The organism is Salinicola sp. V024 (assembly GCF_052645315.1).
Genome location: NZ_JBQXYB010000001.1, coordinates 635,952 through 651,430, shown reverse-complemented (window position 1 = coordinate 651,430; position 15,479 = coordinate 635,952). Strand labels below are relative to the sequence as shown.

17 protein-coding genes and 1 pseudogene are annotated in these 15,479 nt (G+C 62.1%); 6 read left to right on the top strand and 12 right to left on the bottom strand.

Annotated elements, in window-relative coordinates:
• The first annotated feature begins 127 nt into the window (after positions 1 to 127).
• Genes ACUN9V_RS02985 through ACUN9V_RS02970 form a run of 4 tightly spaced genes read left to right on the top strand, consistent with a single transcriptional unit; the run spans position 128 to position 3,594 of the window.
• The gene (locus ACUN9V_RS02985) at positions 128 to 2,047 is read left to right on the top strand and encodes a penicillin-binding protein activator (RefSeq protein ID WP_075563128.1); all 1,920 of its coding nucleotides are present in this window, start codon (positions 128 to 130) and stop codon (positions 2,045 to 2,047) included.
• Entirely contained in the window at positions 2,037 to 2,417 is a 381-nt protein-coding gene (locus tag ACUN9V_RS02980; protein ID WP_075563127.1) for a YraN family protein, read from the top strand. Before ACUN9V_RS02985 ends, ACUN9V_RS02980 begins: the two co-directional genes overlap by 11 nt.
• A gap of 22 nt (positions 2,418 to 2,439) precedes the next feature.
• Positions 2,440 to 3,033, top strand: coding sequence for a phosphoheptose isomerase (locus tag ACUN9V_RS02975; RefSeq protein WP_075563126.1), 594 nt, complete (start codon positions 2,440 to 2,442; stop codon positions 3,031 to 3,033).
• A gap of 6 nt (positions 3,034 to 3,039) precedes the next feature.
• Positions 3,040 to 3,594: a BON domain-containing protein gene (locus ACUN9V_RS02970; protein ID WP_075563125.1), complete on the top strand. Its 555-nt coding sequence runs from the start codon at positions 3,040 to 3,042 to the stop codon at positions 3,592 to 3,594.
• Positions 3,595 to 3,755: 161 nt separating this feature from the next.
• Here the strand turns inward: ACUN9V_RS02970 and ACUN9V_RS02965 are convergent, their stop codons facing one another.
• The 5 genes from ACUN9V_RS02965 to zapE all read right to left on the bottom strand — a co-directional run bounded on the left by ACUN9V_RS02965 (position 3,756) and on the right by zapE (position 7,292).
• Positions 3,756 to 4,247: a ClpXP protease specificity-enhancing factor gene (locus ACUN9V_RS02965; protein WP_445510268.1), complete on the bottom strand. Its 492-nt coding sequence runs from the start codon at positions 4,245 to 4,247 to the stop codon at positions 3,756 to 3,758.
• 37 nt (positions 4,248 to 4,284) lie between these two features.
• A complete protein-coding gene (locus ACUN9V_RS02960) occupies positions 4,285 to 4,911 on the bottom strand; it encodes a glutathione S-transferase N-terminal domain-containing protein (protein ID WP_075563123.1) in 627 nt (208 codons plus the stop codon).
• Between the two features lie 165 nt (positions 4,912 to 5,076).
• Positions 5,077 to 5,466 carry a 30S ribosomal protein S9 gene (gene rpsI / locus ACUN9V_RS02955; protein ID WP_075563122.1) on the bottom strand — a complete coding sequence of 130 codons (390 nt, stop codon included), beginning with the start codon at positions 5,464 to 5,466 and terminating at the stop codon, positions 5,077 to 5,079.
• Positions 5,467 to 5,478: 12 nt separating this feature from the next.
• Positions 5,479 to 5,907, bottom strand: a complete 429-nt coding sequence (gene rplM / locus ACUN9V_RS02950; protein WP_075563121.1) for a 50S ribosomal protein L13 — start codon at positions 5,905 to 5,907, stop codon at positions 5,479 to 5,481.
• 203 nt (positions 5,908 to 6,110) lie between these two features.
• Positions 6,111 to 7,292: a cell division protein ZapE gene (zapE, locus tag ACUN9V_RS02945; protein WP_445510267.1), complete on the bottom strand. Its 1,182-nt coding sequence runs from the start codon at positions 7,290 to 7,292 to the stop codon at positions 6,111 to 6,113.
• A 187-nt stretch (positions 7,293 to 7,479) separates the two neighbouring features.
• On the opposite strand from zapE, the gene ACUN9V_RS02940 reads away from it, so the two are divergent.
• Entirely contained in the window at positions 7,480 to 7,932 is a 453-nt protein-coding gene (locus tag ACUN9V_RS02940; protein ID WP_075563177.1) for a YhcB family protein, read from the top strand.
• Positions 7,933 to 8,090: 158 nt separating this feature from the next.
• Here the strand turns inward: ACUN9V_RS02940 and ACUN9V_RS02935 are convergent, their stop codons facing one another.
• Positions 8,091 to 8,849: a Nif3-like dinuclear metal center hexameric protein gene (locus ACUN9V_RS02935; RefSeq protein ID WP_439284972.1), complete on the bottom strand. Its 759-nt coding sequence runs from the start codon at positions 8,847 to 8,849 to the stop codon at positions 8,091 to 8,093.
• 274 nt (positions 8,850 to 9,123) lie between these two features.
• Between ACUN9V_RS02935 and ACUN9V_RS02930 the strand changes: the two are divergent.
• Positions 9,124 to 10,308, top strand: a pseudogene (locus tag ACUN9V_RS02930) (Do family serine endopeptidase); the annotation flags it as partial.
• Positions 10,309 to 10,648: 340 nt separating this feature from the next.
• Here ACUN9V_RS02930 and hisD read toward each other — a convergent pair.
• From hisD to ACUN9V_RS02900, 6 genes are all read right to left on the bottom strand, one after another.
• On the bottom strand, positions 10,649 to 11,959 hold the full coding sequence (gene hisD / locus ACUN9V_RS02925; RefSeq protein WP_445510266.1) for a histidinol dehydrogenase: 1,311 nt from the start codon (positions 11,957 to 11,959) through the stop codon (positions 10,649 to 10,651).
• Positions 11,960 to 12,014: 55 nt separating this feature from the next.
• A complete protein-coding gene (gene hisG / locus ACUN9V_RS02920; RefSeq protein ID WP_075563116.1) occupies positions 12,015 to 12,665 on the bottom strand; it encodes an ATP phosphoribosyltransferase in 651 nt (216 codons plus the stop codon).
• An 18-nt stretch (positions 12,666 to 12,683) separates the two neighbouring features.
• Positions 12,684 to 13,946: a UDP-N-acetylglucosamine 1-carboxyvinyltransferase gene (gene murA / locus ACUN9V_RS02915; RefSeq protein ID WP_439284966.1), complete on the bottom strand. Its 1,263-nt coding sequence runs from the start codon at positions 13,944 to 13,946 to the stop codon at positions 12,684 to 12,686.
• 96 nt (positions 13,947 to 14,042) lie between these two features.
• Positions 14,043 to 14,297 carry a BolA family protein gene (locus ACUN9V_RS02910; protein WP_075563114.1) on the bottom strand — a complete coding sequence of 85 codons (255 nt, stop codon included), beginning with the start codon at positions 14,295 to 14,297 and terminating at the stop codon, positions 14,043 to 14,045.
• Between the two features lie 148 nt (positions 14,298 to 14,445).
• Entirely contained in the window at positions 14,446 to 14,808 is a 363-nt protein-coding gene (locus tag ACUN9V_RS02905; RefSeq protein ID WP_110693210.1) for an STAS domain-containing protein, read from the bottom strand.
• Positions 14,805 to 15,434, bottom strand: coding sequence for an MlaC/ttg2D family ABC transporter substrate-binding protein (locus ACUN9V_RS02900; protein ID WP_110693349.1), 630 nt, complete (start codon positions 15,432 to 15,434; stop codon positions 14,805 to 14,807). The genes ACUN9V_RS02905 and ACUN9V_RS02900 overlap by 4 nt, the downstream gene beginning before the upstream one ends.
• Positions 15,435 to 15,479 lie beyond the last annotated feature (45 nt).

Below are 15,479 nucleotides of genomic sequence, written 5' to 3'. Positions count from 1 at the left end.
CCGAAGCCGCCCACGGAACGGGAACAGGTCAGCGCCTCGAGTCTTCGAGCTGCCGCTCTCGATCTCCGGCTCAGCGATGACCGGTATCGACAGCGCAAGACCCTCAACACGTAAAGGGATAGACACTATGCGTTATGCGCTGCGGCAACTTCTTCTGCCACTGATCGCACTCCTGATGCTGGCTGGCTGTGCCGGGCAGAACATGATGCCAGGCACCAGTGGGCCAAGCGCTCAGGAACTGCTCGATCAGGCCAACAGCCAGAGCGGCCAGCAGGCTGCCGCCTCTCGTCTCGAGGCGGCGGATATCCTAGCACGCCAGGGCGACACGGCGCAGGCGCTCCAGATCGCCAGCCAGATCAATGAGGGCCAGCTCGACGACGCACAGCGAATTCGCTGGGCCCTGGTACTCTCCGATAGCGCGTTGAACGAAGAGGACGGCGACAGCGTGATTCGCGCCACCGACATCCTCGACAGCACCAGCAACCTCTCCAGCGACGATCGCCAGACGCTGCGTTACCGGCGCGGTATCGCCCTCAACATGGTCGGCGAACCGGAAGCGTCCGCCCGCCTGTTGATCGGTCTGCAACGCGAAGATGCCCCTTACGAGCTGAACGACGAAATCTGGAAGCCGCTATCGACCCTCAGCCCGACTGCGCTCGATGCGCTGGCCGCCACGGGTAACGACTCACTCACTCAGGGCTGGGTGAATCTCGCCCGCCTCTATCGCACCAGCAGCAGCGATATTTCCAACCTGTTCGACCGCCTGGATCAATGGCGCAGCCGCTATCCGGACCACCCGGCCAACCGGCGCCTGCCCAAGGATCTGACGACATTGCGCGAAGTCGAGGACAACAAGATCAACCAGATCGCGGTGTTCCTGCCGAGCAGCGGTCCGTTGGCCAATGTGGCCTCGGCCATCCGTCAAGGCCTGGAAGCGCGCGCTCGCGACGCCGAGGCGCATGGAGAACGCACGCCGCAGCTGACCTTTATCGACTCCAGCGAGCAGGATACCGATGCCCTCTATGCCCAGGCGACCATGGCCGGCGCTCAAGCGGTCATCGGGCCGCTCGACAAGAGCAAGGTCAGTGCGCTGGAAACTCGCAGCAGCGTTCCGCTACCCACTCTGGCGCTGAATTACGGCGAGCATGCTCAAAACCAGGCCGCCAAACTGTTCCAGTACGGCCTTTCCGCGGAAGACGAAGCGCGTCAGGTCGCGCATCGCGCCTATCTCGACGGTCACTCACGCGCCGGGATCATGGTTCCGGACAACGACTGGGGCTCCCGCGTCCTGGCCGCGTTCCGCAAAGGCTGGGAACGTGAAGGTGGCGACGTCGCCTCGGTGGTCAGCTACGACCCCTCGGGCTCGGTTGCTACCGCAGTGCGCAACTTGTTGAACAGCGACCCCTCGAGCATGGACATGCTGTTCCTTCTGGCGCTGCCCAGCTATGCCCGCCAGGTGCCGCCCACGCTGGACTTCTACTACGCCGGCAATTTATCGGTGTACGCTACGTCGCACGTTTATGAAGGGATCTCCCAGCCACGCGCGGATCACGACCTGAATGGCGTGCAGTTCGTCGATATCCCATGGATGATTCCGGATGCCGCCACCGGGGGCGCCGATGCGCTGCCGTTCGGCTCCACCTACCAGCAGCTGTCCAGCCAGGATGATCCGGGGCTGCTCAAGCTCAACGCCATGGGCGTCGACGCCTATGAACTCGCCCGGCGTCTGCCGCTGATCCAGGCCCTGCCCAATACGCAGATCTTCGGTGCCACCGGCATGCTGCAGGCTGCCGACGACGGCCGCATCCAGCGCACGCTGCCATGGGCCGTGTTCCAGTCCGGCAGCCCCCAGCCGCTGTTGACGCCGGTCCCGAGCCGCGCGACATCGAATCGGGTCCGCGCTGACGAGCGAGGCGCCTCATTGTCTCGTTCGCCGGATTCGGCCAACGGCAGCCTCAACGGATCCGCGCTCGATGCCGAAGAAGATCGCACCATCCAGTCGTCGGGCGCCAACCCACCGTCCACCCCCTCGTCAGATGCCAACTGATCGATCCACACCGATCAATCGCCGCCAACTCGGGCAGCAGGTCGAACAGGCCGCCGCCCGCTGGCTCGAAACCCATGGCCTGGTGCTGGTTGCGAGCAATCAGCACGCCAAGGGTGGCGAGATCGATCTGGTCATGCACCATGGCGATGATCTGGTCTTCGTCGAGGTGCGACATCGTCGGCGTAGCGACTACGGCAACCCGCTCGAAACGATCACCCCGGCCAAGCAGCGAAGAATCATCAAGGCGGCGCGTTTTTATCTTCACGCACACGGGCTATCATGCCCCTGCCGCTTCGACGTCGTTGGCGTGACCGGAAGCTTGCCCGCGCTCGAATTCGACTGGATTCGATCCGCCTTCGACGCATATTGACCCAGGCCCCGATAGGCAACTCATGGATTTTCAAGCACGCATTCTCGACCTGTTCAACTCAAGCATCGATACCAAGACCTACGCCAGCGAGGTGTTACCGCCGTTCATCGAAGTGGCTAGCCAGATGATGGTTCAATGTCTGGTGAGCGAGGGCAAGATTCTTGCCTGCGGCAATGGCGGAAGCGCCGGCGACAGCCAGCACTTCTCCTCCGAGCTGCTCAATCGCTTCGAGCGCGAGCGCCCGAGCCTGCCGGCACTGGCGTTGACGACCGACACCTCGACACTGACGTCGATCGCCAACGACTACAGCTACAACGACGTATTCTCCAAGCAAATCCGCGCTCTAGGTCAACCCGGCGACATCCTCCTGGCCATTTCGACCAGCGGCAACTCGGCCAACATGGTTCAGGCCATCCAGGCTGCCCACGACCGCGAAATGAGCGTGGTTGCCCTGAGCGGTCGCGACGGCGGCGACATGGCTTCCCTGCTTGGCCAGGAAGATTGTGAAATTCGCGTTCCCGCGACTTCCACCGCGCGCATTCAGGAAGTCCACCTTCTAGTGATCCACTGTCTGTGCGATCTGATCGACCAACAGCTTTTTGGCAGCAACGAGTGAGCCCCCATGAAAAGAACCCTGATCGTTTCCTCCTGTTTGATTGGCTTGCTGACACTCGGCGGATGCGCCACCGGTAGTCAGGAAGAGAACTACGCCGAACGCACGCCCGGCGCCAAAGTCGAAGACAGCAACATCCAGGGCAAGATATTCGATGCGCTCAACGCCTCCGACGCCCGCTATGGCGATGCGCATGTCAATGTCGACAGCTACAACAGCAACGTGCTGTTGACCGGCCAGGTTCCCAGCGACGATCTCAAGCAGCGGGCCGCCGAGATCGCCCGCGACGTGCGCAGCGTACGCCAGGTGCACAACGAGCTGACCGTATCGGCCAATACGCCGGTCAGCCAGCGCATGACCGATACCTGGATCACCGGCCGCATCAAGGCCAATATCGTCGCCAACGAAGACCTGGACGCCAACCTAATTCGGGTGATTACCGAAAACGGAACGGTCTACCTCATGGGCCTGGTTACCCAGCAGCAGGCCACCGAGGCGACCGGCGCCGCTTCCGGCGTTGGTGGGGTACAGCGCATCGTCAAGGTATTCGAATACCTCAATTGATCGCCTGAGTCTGAGTCTGGACCTGAGCCCGAGCCTGAGCCCAAGCCCGGACCCGGACCGGAAAGAGAAAGCCGCCGCCGAATCAGATTCGGCGGCGGCTTTTTTCAAGCTTCAACTTGCCACGAACATCGACGACATCACGACGTCGGCGAACGCAGAGCCTACTTGACGATGCGCAGGGACGGCTTTCCCTTTCCGGGACGATTGGACGAATCCTCATCCGTTTCGTCGACGGATTCGGATGGTTTGGTCGCCTCCTCCGTGTGACTTTCGACGCTCTCGAGCGTAGGTCGCCCTTCGTCTTCCAGCGCCGCATCCTCTTCACTGGCGAAACTCGGCATGACCGGCTCCTGGCCGAAAACCATGCCGATACCGTTCTCGCGAGCGTAGATGGCGATCAGCGCATCCATTGGCACCACGACCTGCATCGGCTGACCGCTGAAACGCGCTCCGAAGGTGACCGCCGCGTTGTCGATGGACAAGTCCCGCACCGCTGCAGGTGCGATGTTCAAAACGATCTGACCGTTCTGCACGAACTGCTGCGGAACCCTGACGTCGGGTTTTCCCGCATCGACCACGACGTAGGGCGTCTGCTCGTTATCCAGCAACCACTCATAGAGGGCTCGCGCCAGATAGGGACGGCTAGTCAGCATGTCATCTCCTCTCGGGGCAGCTTGGGACACGGCCGTGTCAGCTACGCATTTCACGTTCGGATTCGGATAGTGACACCTTGAAAGCGTCACGCGCGAAGACGCGCTCCATATAGCTTACCAGCGGCGCAACCTGCTTTTCAGGCAGCTCCACGCCCAGTGCCGGCAAGCGCCAGAGAATCGGCGCAATGCAGCAATCCACCAGCGTGAACTCTTCGCTCATGAAAAATGGCATGTCTTCGAAGATCGGCGAGATTCCCGTCAGGCTTTCGCGCAGTTCCTTGCGGGCCTTCTCTGCGTCCTTCTTGGAGCCCTGCTGAATCTGTTCGACCAGAGGGCACCATTCACGCTCGATGCGGTGCATCCACAGGCGACTCTGCGCACGCGCCACCGGATAGACCGGTAACAGCGGCGGGTGCGGGAAACGCTCGTCGAGATACTCCATCATGACCTTGGACTCGTACAGCACCAGGTCACGATCCAGCAGCGTGGGCACGCTGTTGTACGGATTGAGATCCGCCAGTTCGGCGTTGTGCTCGTCGGCTGAGACTTCCAGGATATCGACGGCCACGCCCTTCTCTGCCAACACGATTCTGACGCGATGGCTGAAATGATCATCACTACCGGAGTAAAAGATCATCGACGATCGCTTGGCCACTACACCCATGAAACTTTCCTCGCATTAATTCAATGGCCAATGGTAACACGACGGGCAAACCGGCTGGGTCCCCGCCGCGACCATGGGAAGCACAAATGCTCATACGCATCGTACCAACGGCAAAACGCCCGACTGAGTAAGTCGGGCGTTTTGCGCAGACGCGATCCCGCAGGATCAGCGCTTGGAGAACTGCGGACGACGACGAGCTTTGCGCAGACCCACTTTCTTACGCTCGACTTCGCGAGCATCGCGGGTCACGTAACCGGCCGCACGCAGCGGACGACGCAACTCTTCGTTGTAGACCATCAGCGCGCGCGTGATGCCGTGACGAATCGCGCCGGCCTGAGCGGAACCACCGCCGCCCTTGACCGTGACGTAGACGTCGAACTGGCCAGTGGTCTCGGTCAGTTCCAGCGGCTGACGCACGACCATCTGTGCGGTCACGCGGCCAAAGAACTCACCCAGCTCACGATCGTTGACGGTGATCTTGCCGGTGCCCGGCTTGAGAAACACACGAGCGGTGGAAGTCTTGCGGCGCCCGGTGCCGTAATACTGTTGTGCCATGACGGATTACCCTCAGATGTTCAGTTCTTGCGGCTGCTGCGCGGCGTGCGGATGCTCGGTACCGGCATACACCTTGAGCTTGGCGTGCATGGCACGACCCAGCGGCCCTTTGGGCAGCATGCCCTTGACGGCGGTTTCAATGACACGCTCCGGCGCATGATCGATCAGCTTCTCGAACGACATGGTGCGCAGACCGCCCGGATAACCGGTATGACGATAATAAGTCTTGGCTTGCGCCTTGTTGCCGGTCACGTGCACCTTCTCGGCGTTGACGACGACGATGTAATCGCCGGTGTCGACGTGCGGGGTGTATTCCGGCTTATGCTTGCCACGCAGGCGGCGTGCGATTTCTGTCGCCAGACGACCGAGCGTCTTGCCCGATGCATCAACGACATACCAATCGCGCTCCACGGTATGCGACTTGGCACTGAACGTCTTCATGAGTGTTTCACCAAATAAGCGTATTTGGGCGTCGAAGCAAACGCTTCTCGGCCATCCCTATTTTTCTTGGGTTACCGGTCTCATGGTGCCCGCGAGGGTCACCGACAAGGCGGTAACAGATCGAAGAGCGCATATTGTACACGAGCCGATCGGGCGACGGAAGATCGAGCCTTGATTTTGCCACGACACCGCCGCCCCTCGTTTCAAGGCTTGTGCGCCAGCGCCAGGTAGTCGCGAGACTGCATCTCCTGCAGGCGTGACAGCGTGCGTTCGAATTCGAAACCGAGATTACCCCCGGTGTAGAGCGACTCGACTTCGGTCTCGGCAGAGAGCAGCAGCTTGACCGCGCGGTCGTAGAACTCGTCAACCATGCTAATGAAGCGGCGCGCCTGATCGTCGTTGCTTCCGCCCATGCGCGTCACACCCGACACCAGCACGGTGTGGAATTCCCGCGACAGCTCGATGTAATCGTTCTGGCTGCGCGGCCCGTCACAGATCATCTTGAAATCGAACCAGACGACTCCCTCGTGCAGGCGACGCGCCTTCAATTCACGATGATTGATCGTCAGTGCCGCGTTCTCGCGCCCCGCGTTGCCGGCCACCGAGCGAAAGCTCTTCGCGAGCAGCTGCTCGGCCTCGTCATCGAGCGGCGAATGGAATATCTCGACCTGCTCGAGGGTACGCAGACGATAATCCACCCCGGAATCGACGTTGACCACCTCGCAGTGTCGCTTCAGCAGATCGATTGCCGGCAGGAAGCGGGCCCGCTGCAGACCGTCCTTGTAGAGCTCGTCCGGCACGATATTGGAAGTCGTCACCAGCACCACGCCCTGCGCGAACAGTGCCTCCATCAGATTGCCGAGAATCATCGCATCGGTGATGTCCTTGACGTAGAACTCGTCAAAACAGATGACACGCGCCTCGCTGGCAAAGGTGGCAGCGATCTGGGTCAACGGGTTCTTTTCACCTTTGTGAATTTCGAGCTCGCGATGGACCCGCTGCATGAAACGGTTGAAATGCGTGCGCATCTTGCGATCGAACGGCAACGACTCGTAGAACACGTCGACCAGATAGGTCTTGCCGCGCCCGACGCCGCCCCAGAAGTAAAGTCCCATCACTCGCGGCTTGTCGCTTGCCTCCGGCTCCGATGACTTGCGCTTGCCGAACAGCCCCGCCATCTTGGACAGCTTCGACTCCCCCGGTCCCGCGAAAGAGGGCTTGGGAGCCGGTGTGCGCTGGAGATCGTCATAGAGACGTTGCAGATGCTTGACCGCATTCTCCTGCGCGGCGTCATAGCTGAAGTCATCGCGCTCGAGGTCGGCGCGATAGCGGGACATCGGCGTCATGGCGCTGGAATCGGACGTCGCAGACTGGGGAGAACTCATGGCAGTATCGTGACCTCACGTCGGGACAAGTGGCGAGATTATACGCTTCGACGAAAGTCTTGACAGGGGTCGAGCACAAGCAAGGTTTGACCCGGCAGCCAGACAGATCGATATAATGGCCCCGCATCGATCTCATGCAATGGTCTACAGGACAGATCGTGCCGGGCACGACGACGAGGAGCGCACTGTGAACGAAAGCAATATCGACTGGATTCTGGCAATCGCCTGCTTCCTGGCGGGCATCGGTATCGGCGCCCTTTGTTATCACCTGATGAACGCCAACGTGGCCCGCAATCAGAAAGTGCGGCAACGTCTGGCCGAGACCGAGCTGGAGCTCAACCAGGTCAAGGACGGGTTGAACGACCACTTCGCCAAGGTAGCCGATCTGGCTGCCAGCATTCAGCGTCAGAGCCACGACCTCGAACTGCATCTCGTTCAGGGCGCGGACAAGTTGGTCGACGACTTGAAGTTGAAGCGCCGCCTGCACGGCCAACAGGAGGAGAGCGAAGAGATCGACGCGCCGGAAGTGCCGCGCGACTACGCCGACGGTGCTGGCGGCACGCTGTCCGAGGATTACGGCGTTCGCCAACGCCATACCGCCGGGCAACAGGAAGGCACGCCTCAACCCCCGCGCTACTGATACGCCTCGCATCAATCCTGCCACCGGCGTTATCGACGTTCCTGGCACTATCGACGTCACTGACGCTATCGACGTCACTGACGTTCGACCGACGCTAGCCCGCCGCTGCCAGCCCGCCATTCGCCGGAATGGCGGGCTGGCGGGCTGGCAGCGGTCGCTCAGGCAGGGTTGTCGATATCGATGAATCGCTGCTCGATATCGAATCGTTCGGCCAACCACTGCCCCAACGCCTCGATGCCATCCCGTTCGGTGGCATGATGACCGGCGGCCAGATAGGTGATGCCGAGCTCTCTCGCCATGTGCGTGGTGCGCTCGGAGATCTCCCCGGAGATGAACGCATCGGCCCCCGCCTCCGCCGCCAGCGGCAACATGTCCTGCGCCCCGCCGGTACACCAGGCCACGCTTCGGATGACACCGGCGTGGCCCTCGATCAACGTGGGCGCGCGCCCCAGCCGCTGTTCGATACGCTCGGCTAGCGCCTGGCTGTCGAGCTCTGCTTCCGGCACGCCCATCCACAGCAGGCCCTGCCCCAGCTCACCGTCGAGGCAGCGTTCGGCTCGAAAGCCGAGACGTCGCCCCAGACATGCGTTATTGCCCAGCGAGACGTGCGCATCCAGAGGCAGATGATAAGCCAGAAGATTGAGATCATTCTGCAGCAAGGTCGCGAAGCGACGCCGCTTCATGCCCGTCACGCTGGCCGGCTCGTTTTTCCAGAAATAGCCGTGATGGACCAGAACGGTATCGGCGTTCCAGGCGACCGCCTCGTCCAGCAGCGCCTGACAGGCAGTCACACCGGTCACGATTCGCCCGACCGATTGACGTCCCTCGACCTGCAACCCGTTGAGCGTGTAGTCCTTGAAGGTGTCGACACGCAATTCGGCATCGATAGCCGCCTGCAGCACCTGCCGTGAAACCATACTGCCTCCCAGCGAAAAGCATTGTTGAATGTTACACTTATGATACGTCTTGCCATCACGCCTCGGCGGCGTGGCTGTCATCGAGCTTAGCGTTCCGCTGTCGATAACACGACAACGCGACTGGCCTTGACTGGATGCGACGCTGCCAGCGAAGAGACGCCGTTTGGCCGAGTCGCTCCTGGTATCGGCGAGCCGCATCCATGTAAGCACCGTCATCGTTTATTGCCATCGGCTGCCACGACATAGTCCGATCCCGAGTCCAAGGACCCAGCAAATGCGTCGCCATCTCGCTACCTACCTGTGGCCCGCCCTCTGTGGCATTCTGCTGTCGATCGTCTTGCTCTACGCATTTCCGTCGTTGCTGGGTCGCCAGCAGCCCAGCCAGCAAACCGAGACGTCGACCGCCACGACCAACGGTGATCGCTCCGCGCCCGAGGTCGTCGACGCCCCCGCGCTGAATCGCCACGAAGGCCCCGTCAGCTATTCCCGTGCCGTCAATCACGCCGCGCCCGCCGTGGTCAACGTCTACTCGTCTCGCGTGGTCGATACCAGTCAGCACCCGCTGATGTCGGATCCGTTCTTCCGCCAGTTCTATGGCAAGAACATGCCTCAGCGTCAGCGCATGCTGTCGAGCCTGGGTTCCGGGGTCGTGGTCAGCGAGGATGGCTACATCCTCACCAACAACCATGTCATCAGCGATGCGGACGAGATCCAGGTGGCACTGCGGGACGGCCGGGAAGCCATCGCTCGGGTGATCGGGACCGATCCCGACAGCGATCTGGCGGTACTCAAAATCGACATGGACAACCTCCCGGTCATCAAGCTGAGCGACTCCGAAGATATCGCCATCGGTGACGTCACCCTGGCGATCGGCAACCCTTTCGGGGTCGGCCAGACCGTCACCATGGGCATCATTAGCGCCACCGGCAGGGACCACCTCGGCCTGAGCCGCTACGAAGATTTCATCCAGACCGACGCCGCGATCAATCCGGGCAATTCCGGCGGTGCCCTGGTGGATGCCAATGGCTCGCTGATCGGCATCAACACCGCGATCTTCTCACGCTCCGGTGGCTCCCAGGGCATCGGTTTCGCGATCCCGGCCAATCTGGCCCGCAGCATCCTGGATGACATCGTGACCCAGGGCCGAGTCATCCGCGGCTGGCTCGGTCTGGATGCCCAGCAGATGACACCCGATCTCGCCGCCTCGTTCGGCCTCAAGACCTTGAGCGGCGTCATCATTGCCAACGTGGCATCCGGCGGCCCCGGCGACCAGGCCGGGCTACGACCTGGCGATATCCTGCTGGCGATCGATGGCAAGCCGATCCTCGATCCGCGGGAAACACAGGTGGATATCGCCGAGATCGCACCGGGTACAAAGCTGCCATTGACGATCGTGCGCGGCGGAGAAAAACGCCAGGTTATCTTGAACGTCGGCGAACGCCCCCAGCCAGCGGAAAGTCGCGACAATGCGCCCCGGCAGGCGACGCAATCCGACGGCAATGACGAACCCGGCACGAATGACGAACCCGGCGCCAAAGAACCCGGCACGAATGACGAACCCGGCGCCAAAGAACCCAGCGCCAATGACGAACCCGGCGCCACAGAGCCTAATACCGATGGCACGAACGACGAGCAGCGTGTCGAAACAACGCCACCCGATCGCGGCGGCAGCGACAACGACCAGCCCTAGCTCGATCTGTCACCCATGAAAGACGAGATCGCCGCCTCGAAGGGCGGCGATCTCGATCGTGAACGGCCACATTATTGCCAAATGTTGTGCGTGCCAGACAGCCCTTTTTCTAACGCTTGAATCGATTCTCGGCCGACCGTGCATGAGCCGTCAGTGACTCGCCCCGCGCCAGAACGGAGGCGGTTCGACCCAGCGTGTCGGCGCCTTCCGGCGAACACTGGATCAGGGACGAGCGTTTCTGGAAGTCGTAGACCCCCAGCGGCGAAGAGAAGCGCGCGGTCCCGGAGGTCGGCAGCACGTGGTTAGGACCGGCACAGTAGTCGCCCAGGACTTCCGCCGTATAACGGCCCATGAAGATGGCCCCGGCGTGACGCACGCCTTCCGCCATCTCTTGTGGCGCCTCCACGGAGAGCTCAAGGTGCTCCGGCGCGATCCGGTTGATCAGCTCGACCGCCTGCGCCGGCCCGTCGCAGAGAATCAGCGCCCCGCGGCGAGCCAGCGACTCGCGAATGATCGCCTCTCGCTCCATCGTCGGTAGCAGACGCTCGATCGAGGCCAATACCGCCTCCAGGTGCTCCGCATTCCACGTCACCAGAATGGCCTGGGCGTCCTCGTCGTGCTCGGCTTGGGAGAACAGGTCCATCGCCAGCCAGTCCGGATCGGTTTCGCCATCGGAAACGACCAGAATTTCCGAGGGCCCCGCGATCATGTCGATCCCTACCTGGCCGAACACCGCTCGCTTGGCGGTGGCGACATAGATGTTGCCGGGCCCGACGATCTTGTCGACCCGCGGCACGGTCTCGGTGCCATAAGCCAGCGCTGCCACCGCCTGAGCGCCGCCCAACGTGAAGACGCGATCGACGCCGGCAAGATGCGCCGCGGCCAGGACCAGTTCGTTGACGATGCCGTCCGGCGTTGGCACGACCATGATGATTTCCGCCACGCCAGCCACGTGCGCCGGCACGGCGTTCATCAACACCGACGAGGGGTAAGCGGCCTTGCCGCCGGGGACATAGATGCCGACCCGGTCGAGTGGCGAGACCTTCTGCCCCAGCACGGTTCCATCCGGCTCACTGTACTGCCAGGATTCCGGCTTCTGGCGCTGATGATAGGCGCGGATACGCTCGGCGGCGTGCTGTAGCGCTTCACGCTGCGTCTGCGGTACCGAGGCGAACGCTGCCGCCAGGCGATCGGCGCCGATCGTCAGCTCCGACATCGAGCTCACGGACAGACGGTCGAAGCGATTGGTGTATTCGATCACGGCGTCATCGCCGCGCTGACGGACGGCGGCAAGAATCTCCGCCACCCGCGAAGCGATCTCGTGATCGGACACTCCTTCCCAGGCCAGCAGCGACTCGAGTCGCGCCTCGAAGTCGACGTCCTGAGTGGTAAGACGGGCTATGGTCGTCATCTGGCTCATCTATCGATTCTCTCTAGGTTCGAACGACGCTGTCGATGCCGCTGCCTGAGTCCGCTCAGACGGCGCTCGCACCTCGGTCCTGGACCGCCTGACGCAAACGCTCGATCAGCGGCCGCAGGCGTTCGTGCTTCATCGTCATCGATGCCTTGTTGACCACCAGCCGAGTGCTGATGTTCTCGATCAGCTCGCGGGGCGCCATGCCATTGGCACGCAGCGTGTTGCCGGTGTCGACGATGTCGACGATTTCATCCGCCAGGTTCATCAGCGGCGCCAGCTCCATCGCGCCGTAAAGCTTGATCACCTCGGCCTGAATCCCCTGCTCCGCATAATAGCGGCGGGCCACGTTGACGAACTTCGTCGCCACGCGGCGCCGGGCATGAGCCGGCTGCGCACCGACGATGCCCGCCGTCATCAGGCGGCAGCGGGAAATTCCCAGGTCGAGAGGCTCGTAAAGCCCTTCGGCGCCATGCTCCAGCAGCACGTCCTTGCCGGCGACGCCGAGATCGGCCGCGCCTAGCTGCACGTAGGTCGGCACGTCGACAGCGCGAATGACCACCAGCTTGACGTCGGGGAGGTTGGTATCGAACAGCAGCTTGCGGCTCTTGCCGAAGTCGTCCGCCGGCGTGATACCGGCATCCGCCAGCAGCGGCAAGGTCTCTTCGAGGATACGGCCCTTGGAAAGCGCCAGAATCAGTTGGTTGCTCATGGTCTCTCTAGCCGTCGCTTAACCCGGCACGCGTCGAATGCGCGCGCCCAGTAGCTGCAGTTTCTCTTCGATGCACTCGTAGCCGCGATCGATGTGGTAGATCCGGTCGACCATGGTCTCCCCCTCCGCCAGCATCGCCGCAATGACCAGGCTCGCCGAAGCGCGCAGATCCGTTGCCATGACCGGCGCGCCGGACAACTTCTCGACGCCGGTCACCACCGCCGTGTTGCCCTCGAGTGCAATATGCGCGCCCATGCGGTTGAGCTCCTGCACGTGCATGAAGCGGTTCTCGAAGATCGTCTCGACCACGGTGCCGGTGCCTTCGGCCACGGAGTTCATCGCCACGAACTGCGCCTGCATGTCGGTCGGGAACGCCGGATAGGGCGCCGTGCGCAGATTGACGGCCTTGGGCCGTCGCCCGCCCATATCGAGCTCGATCCAGTCTTCGCCGGTGGTGATGGTCGCGCCGGCTTCCTCGAGCTTCGCCAGCACCGCTTCCAGAATGTCCGAGCGCGTCTTGCGCACGCGAACACGACCGCCGGTCGCGGCCCCGGCAACCAGAAAAGTTCCGGTCTCGATACGGTCCGGCATCACCTCGTAATGACAGCCGTGAAGACGCTCGACCCCTTCGATCGTGATGGTATCGGTGCCCTGTCCACGAATATTGGCGCCCATGGCGATCAGGCACTCGGCCAGATCGACGACTTCCGGCTCGCGAGCGGCGTTTTCCAGCACGGTGGTCCCTTCGGCCAGCGTCGCTGCCATCAGCAGGTTCTCGGTCCCGGTCACCGTGACGGTGTCGAAAAAGATCGTGGCGCCCTTGAGCTTGCCATTCACACGCGCCTTGATGTAGCCGTTTTCGACCGTGATCTCGGCGCCCATCGCCTCGAGCCCGCGGATATGCAGGTCGACCGGCCGAGAGCCGATGGCGCACCCGCCGGGCAAGGACACATCGGCCGTGCCGAAATGCGCCAGCAGCGGGCCAAGCACCAGGATCGACGCGCGCATCTTCTTGACCAGCTCATAGGGCGCATGACAATCACGCACCTGGGAGCCATCGATCTGGATGCTCATTTTCTCGCCCATGACCGGCTCGATGCCCATGCGCCCGAGCAGTTCTAGCGTCGTGGTGATGTCCTGAAGATGCGGCAGATTGCCGATGGTGACGGGCTCGTCGGCGAGCAGCGTCGCCGCCAGGATCGGCAGCGCGGAGTTTTTCGCGCCGCTGGCCCAGACCTCGCCATCGAGGGGCCCGTTGCCGGTGATGATCAGCTTGTCCATGAAGGTTCGCTATAGAATCGAGAGAGATGATCGACCCGAAGGCCCAGAACGACGTTCGGGCGTCGATTTTGAATCAACCGCCTAGGATTCTGTGAATCAAGCGCCCAGGTTTTCAGGCGCCTTTTGCCACTGCGCCGGCGTAAAGGTCTTGATGGTGATGGCGTGCAGCGCGCCGGACGCGATCTCGTCGGATAGCGCGCCGTAGATCAGCTGCTGGCGCTTGACCGGGCTCATGCCGTCGAAGACATCGCCCACGGCGATCACCTGGAAGTTGCAGCCTTCGCCCTGAATATGAAACTCGCAGCCGTCGATCTGATTCTCGAGGCGGCTTTTGACATCGCTGGGTTGCATGACGATCGGGCTCCCTTGTGACGGCTGCGCAGAATGCGCAGGGAAAGCGCCACATGGTAGCGGAAAGCGCCCCGTCTTGGCGATCTCGCCAGCGTGTAAAAACGCTGCAAGTCACCGAATGCTACGGGGCGCTAGGATGCGGGAGATGCTAGCGGCCGGCCGGTGCAGGCTCGGCGCAGGTCGTCTCTACAGCCGGCAGCAGTGGCGCCAGCTCGGTGATATCCATCAGTCGCTGAAGCGGCGCCGACAGCGAGACACGGCGCAACGTCAGGGAGTGACGATTGACGCTACGCACCCACACCAGCAGCACACTGAGAACGGCACTACTGGCGACCTGCACGCCGGTCAGATCGAACGAGACCTCGGTCTGTCCCGGCTGATCCGCCAACCAGTGCCGACCCGCCTGGGCCAGTGGGCCGGCACTGTCGAAGTCCGCCTCGCCGCGAATCGTCAGCACGTGATCGTCGACGACTTCCAGCGTGGCGTCCTTGCGCTCGAGCAGCAAGCTCACGCGTCGCCACCCTTCTGGAGCTCGTCGGTACCCACTTCCGGCGCCCAATTGTCGATCACTGCATCGATATCGCGATTGTTGTCACGCATCGACTGATCGAACTGATTGCGGAATGTCAGGCCAAGGTTGATACCGTTGACGATCACATTGATCACCTTCCACTGTCCGTCACTCTGACGCAGCGTGAAGTTGACGGGATAGGTCTCGCCGCTGGTAGAGACGACTTCCATCGATACCGACGCCTGGTCGTCGTAGCGACCTGCCTCCTGTTCGTCTTTCACTCGGAGTGTCTTGTAGTCGAACGTCACCAGCCCTCTGGCGTAGGTATCGATCAGCGTCTTGCGGAACACCTTGACGAATTTCGAACGCTGCTCCGGTGAAGCGCCGCGGAAATAGCGGCCCATCACGCTAGCGCCGATGTATCGAAAGTCGGCCACTTCCGCCATGTTGGTATCGACCAGTTTCGCCAACTCGCCTTCGTGCTGGGCATAGTAGTCCTTCTTGCCATCCAGCTCGGACATCAGCGAGTCGACGCTCTGCTGAATGACCTGCGTCGGCGACTGTGCCGCCTGCGCCGGGGTAATGACGCTTGCCAGACACATCGCGATCAGCGTCAGCCCGGCCATCCAGACGCGGCGCGCCCAGGTATCACGACTTGAAATACTCATGGC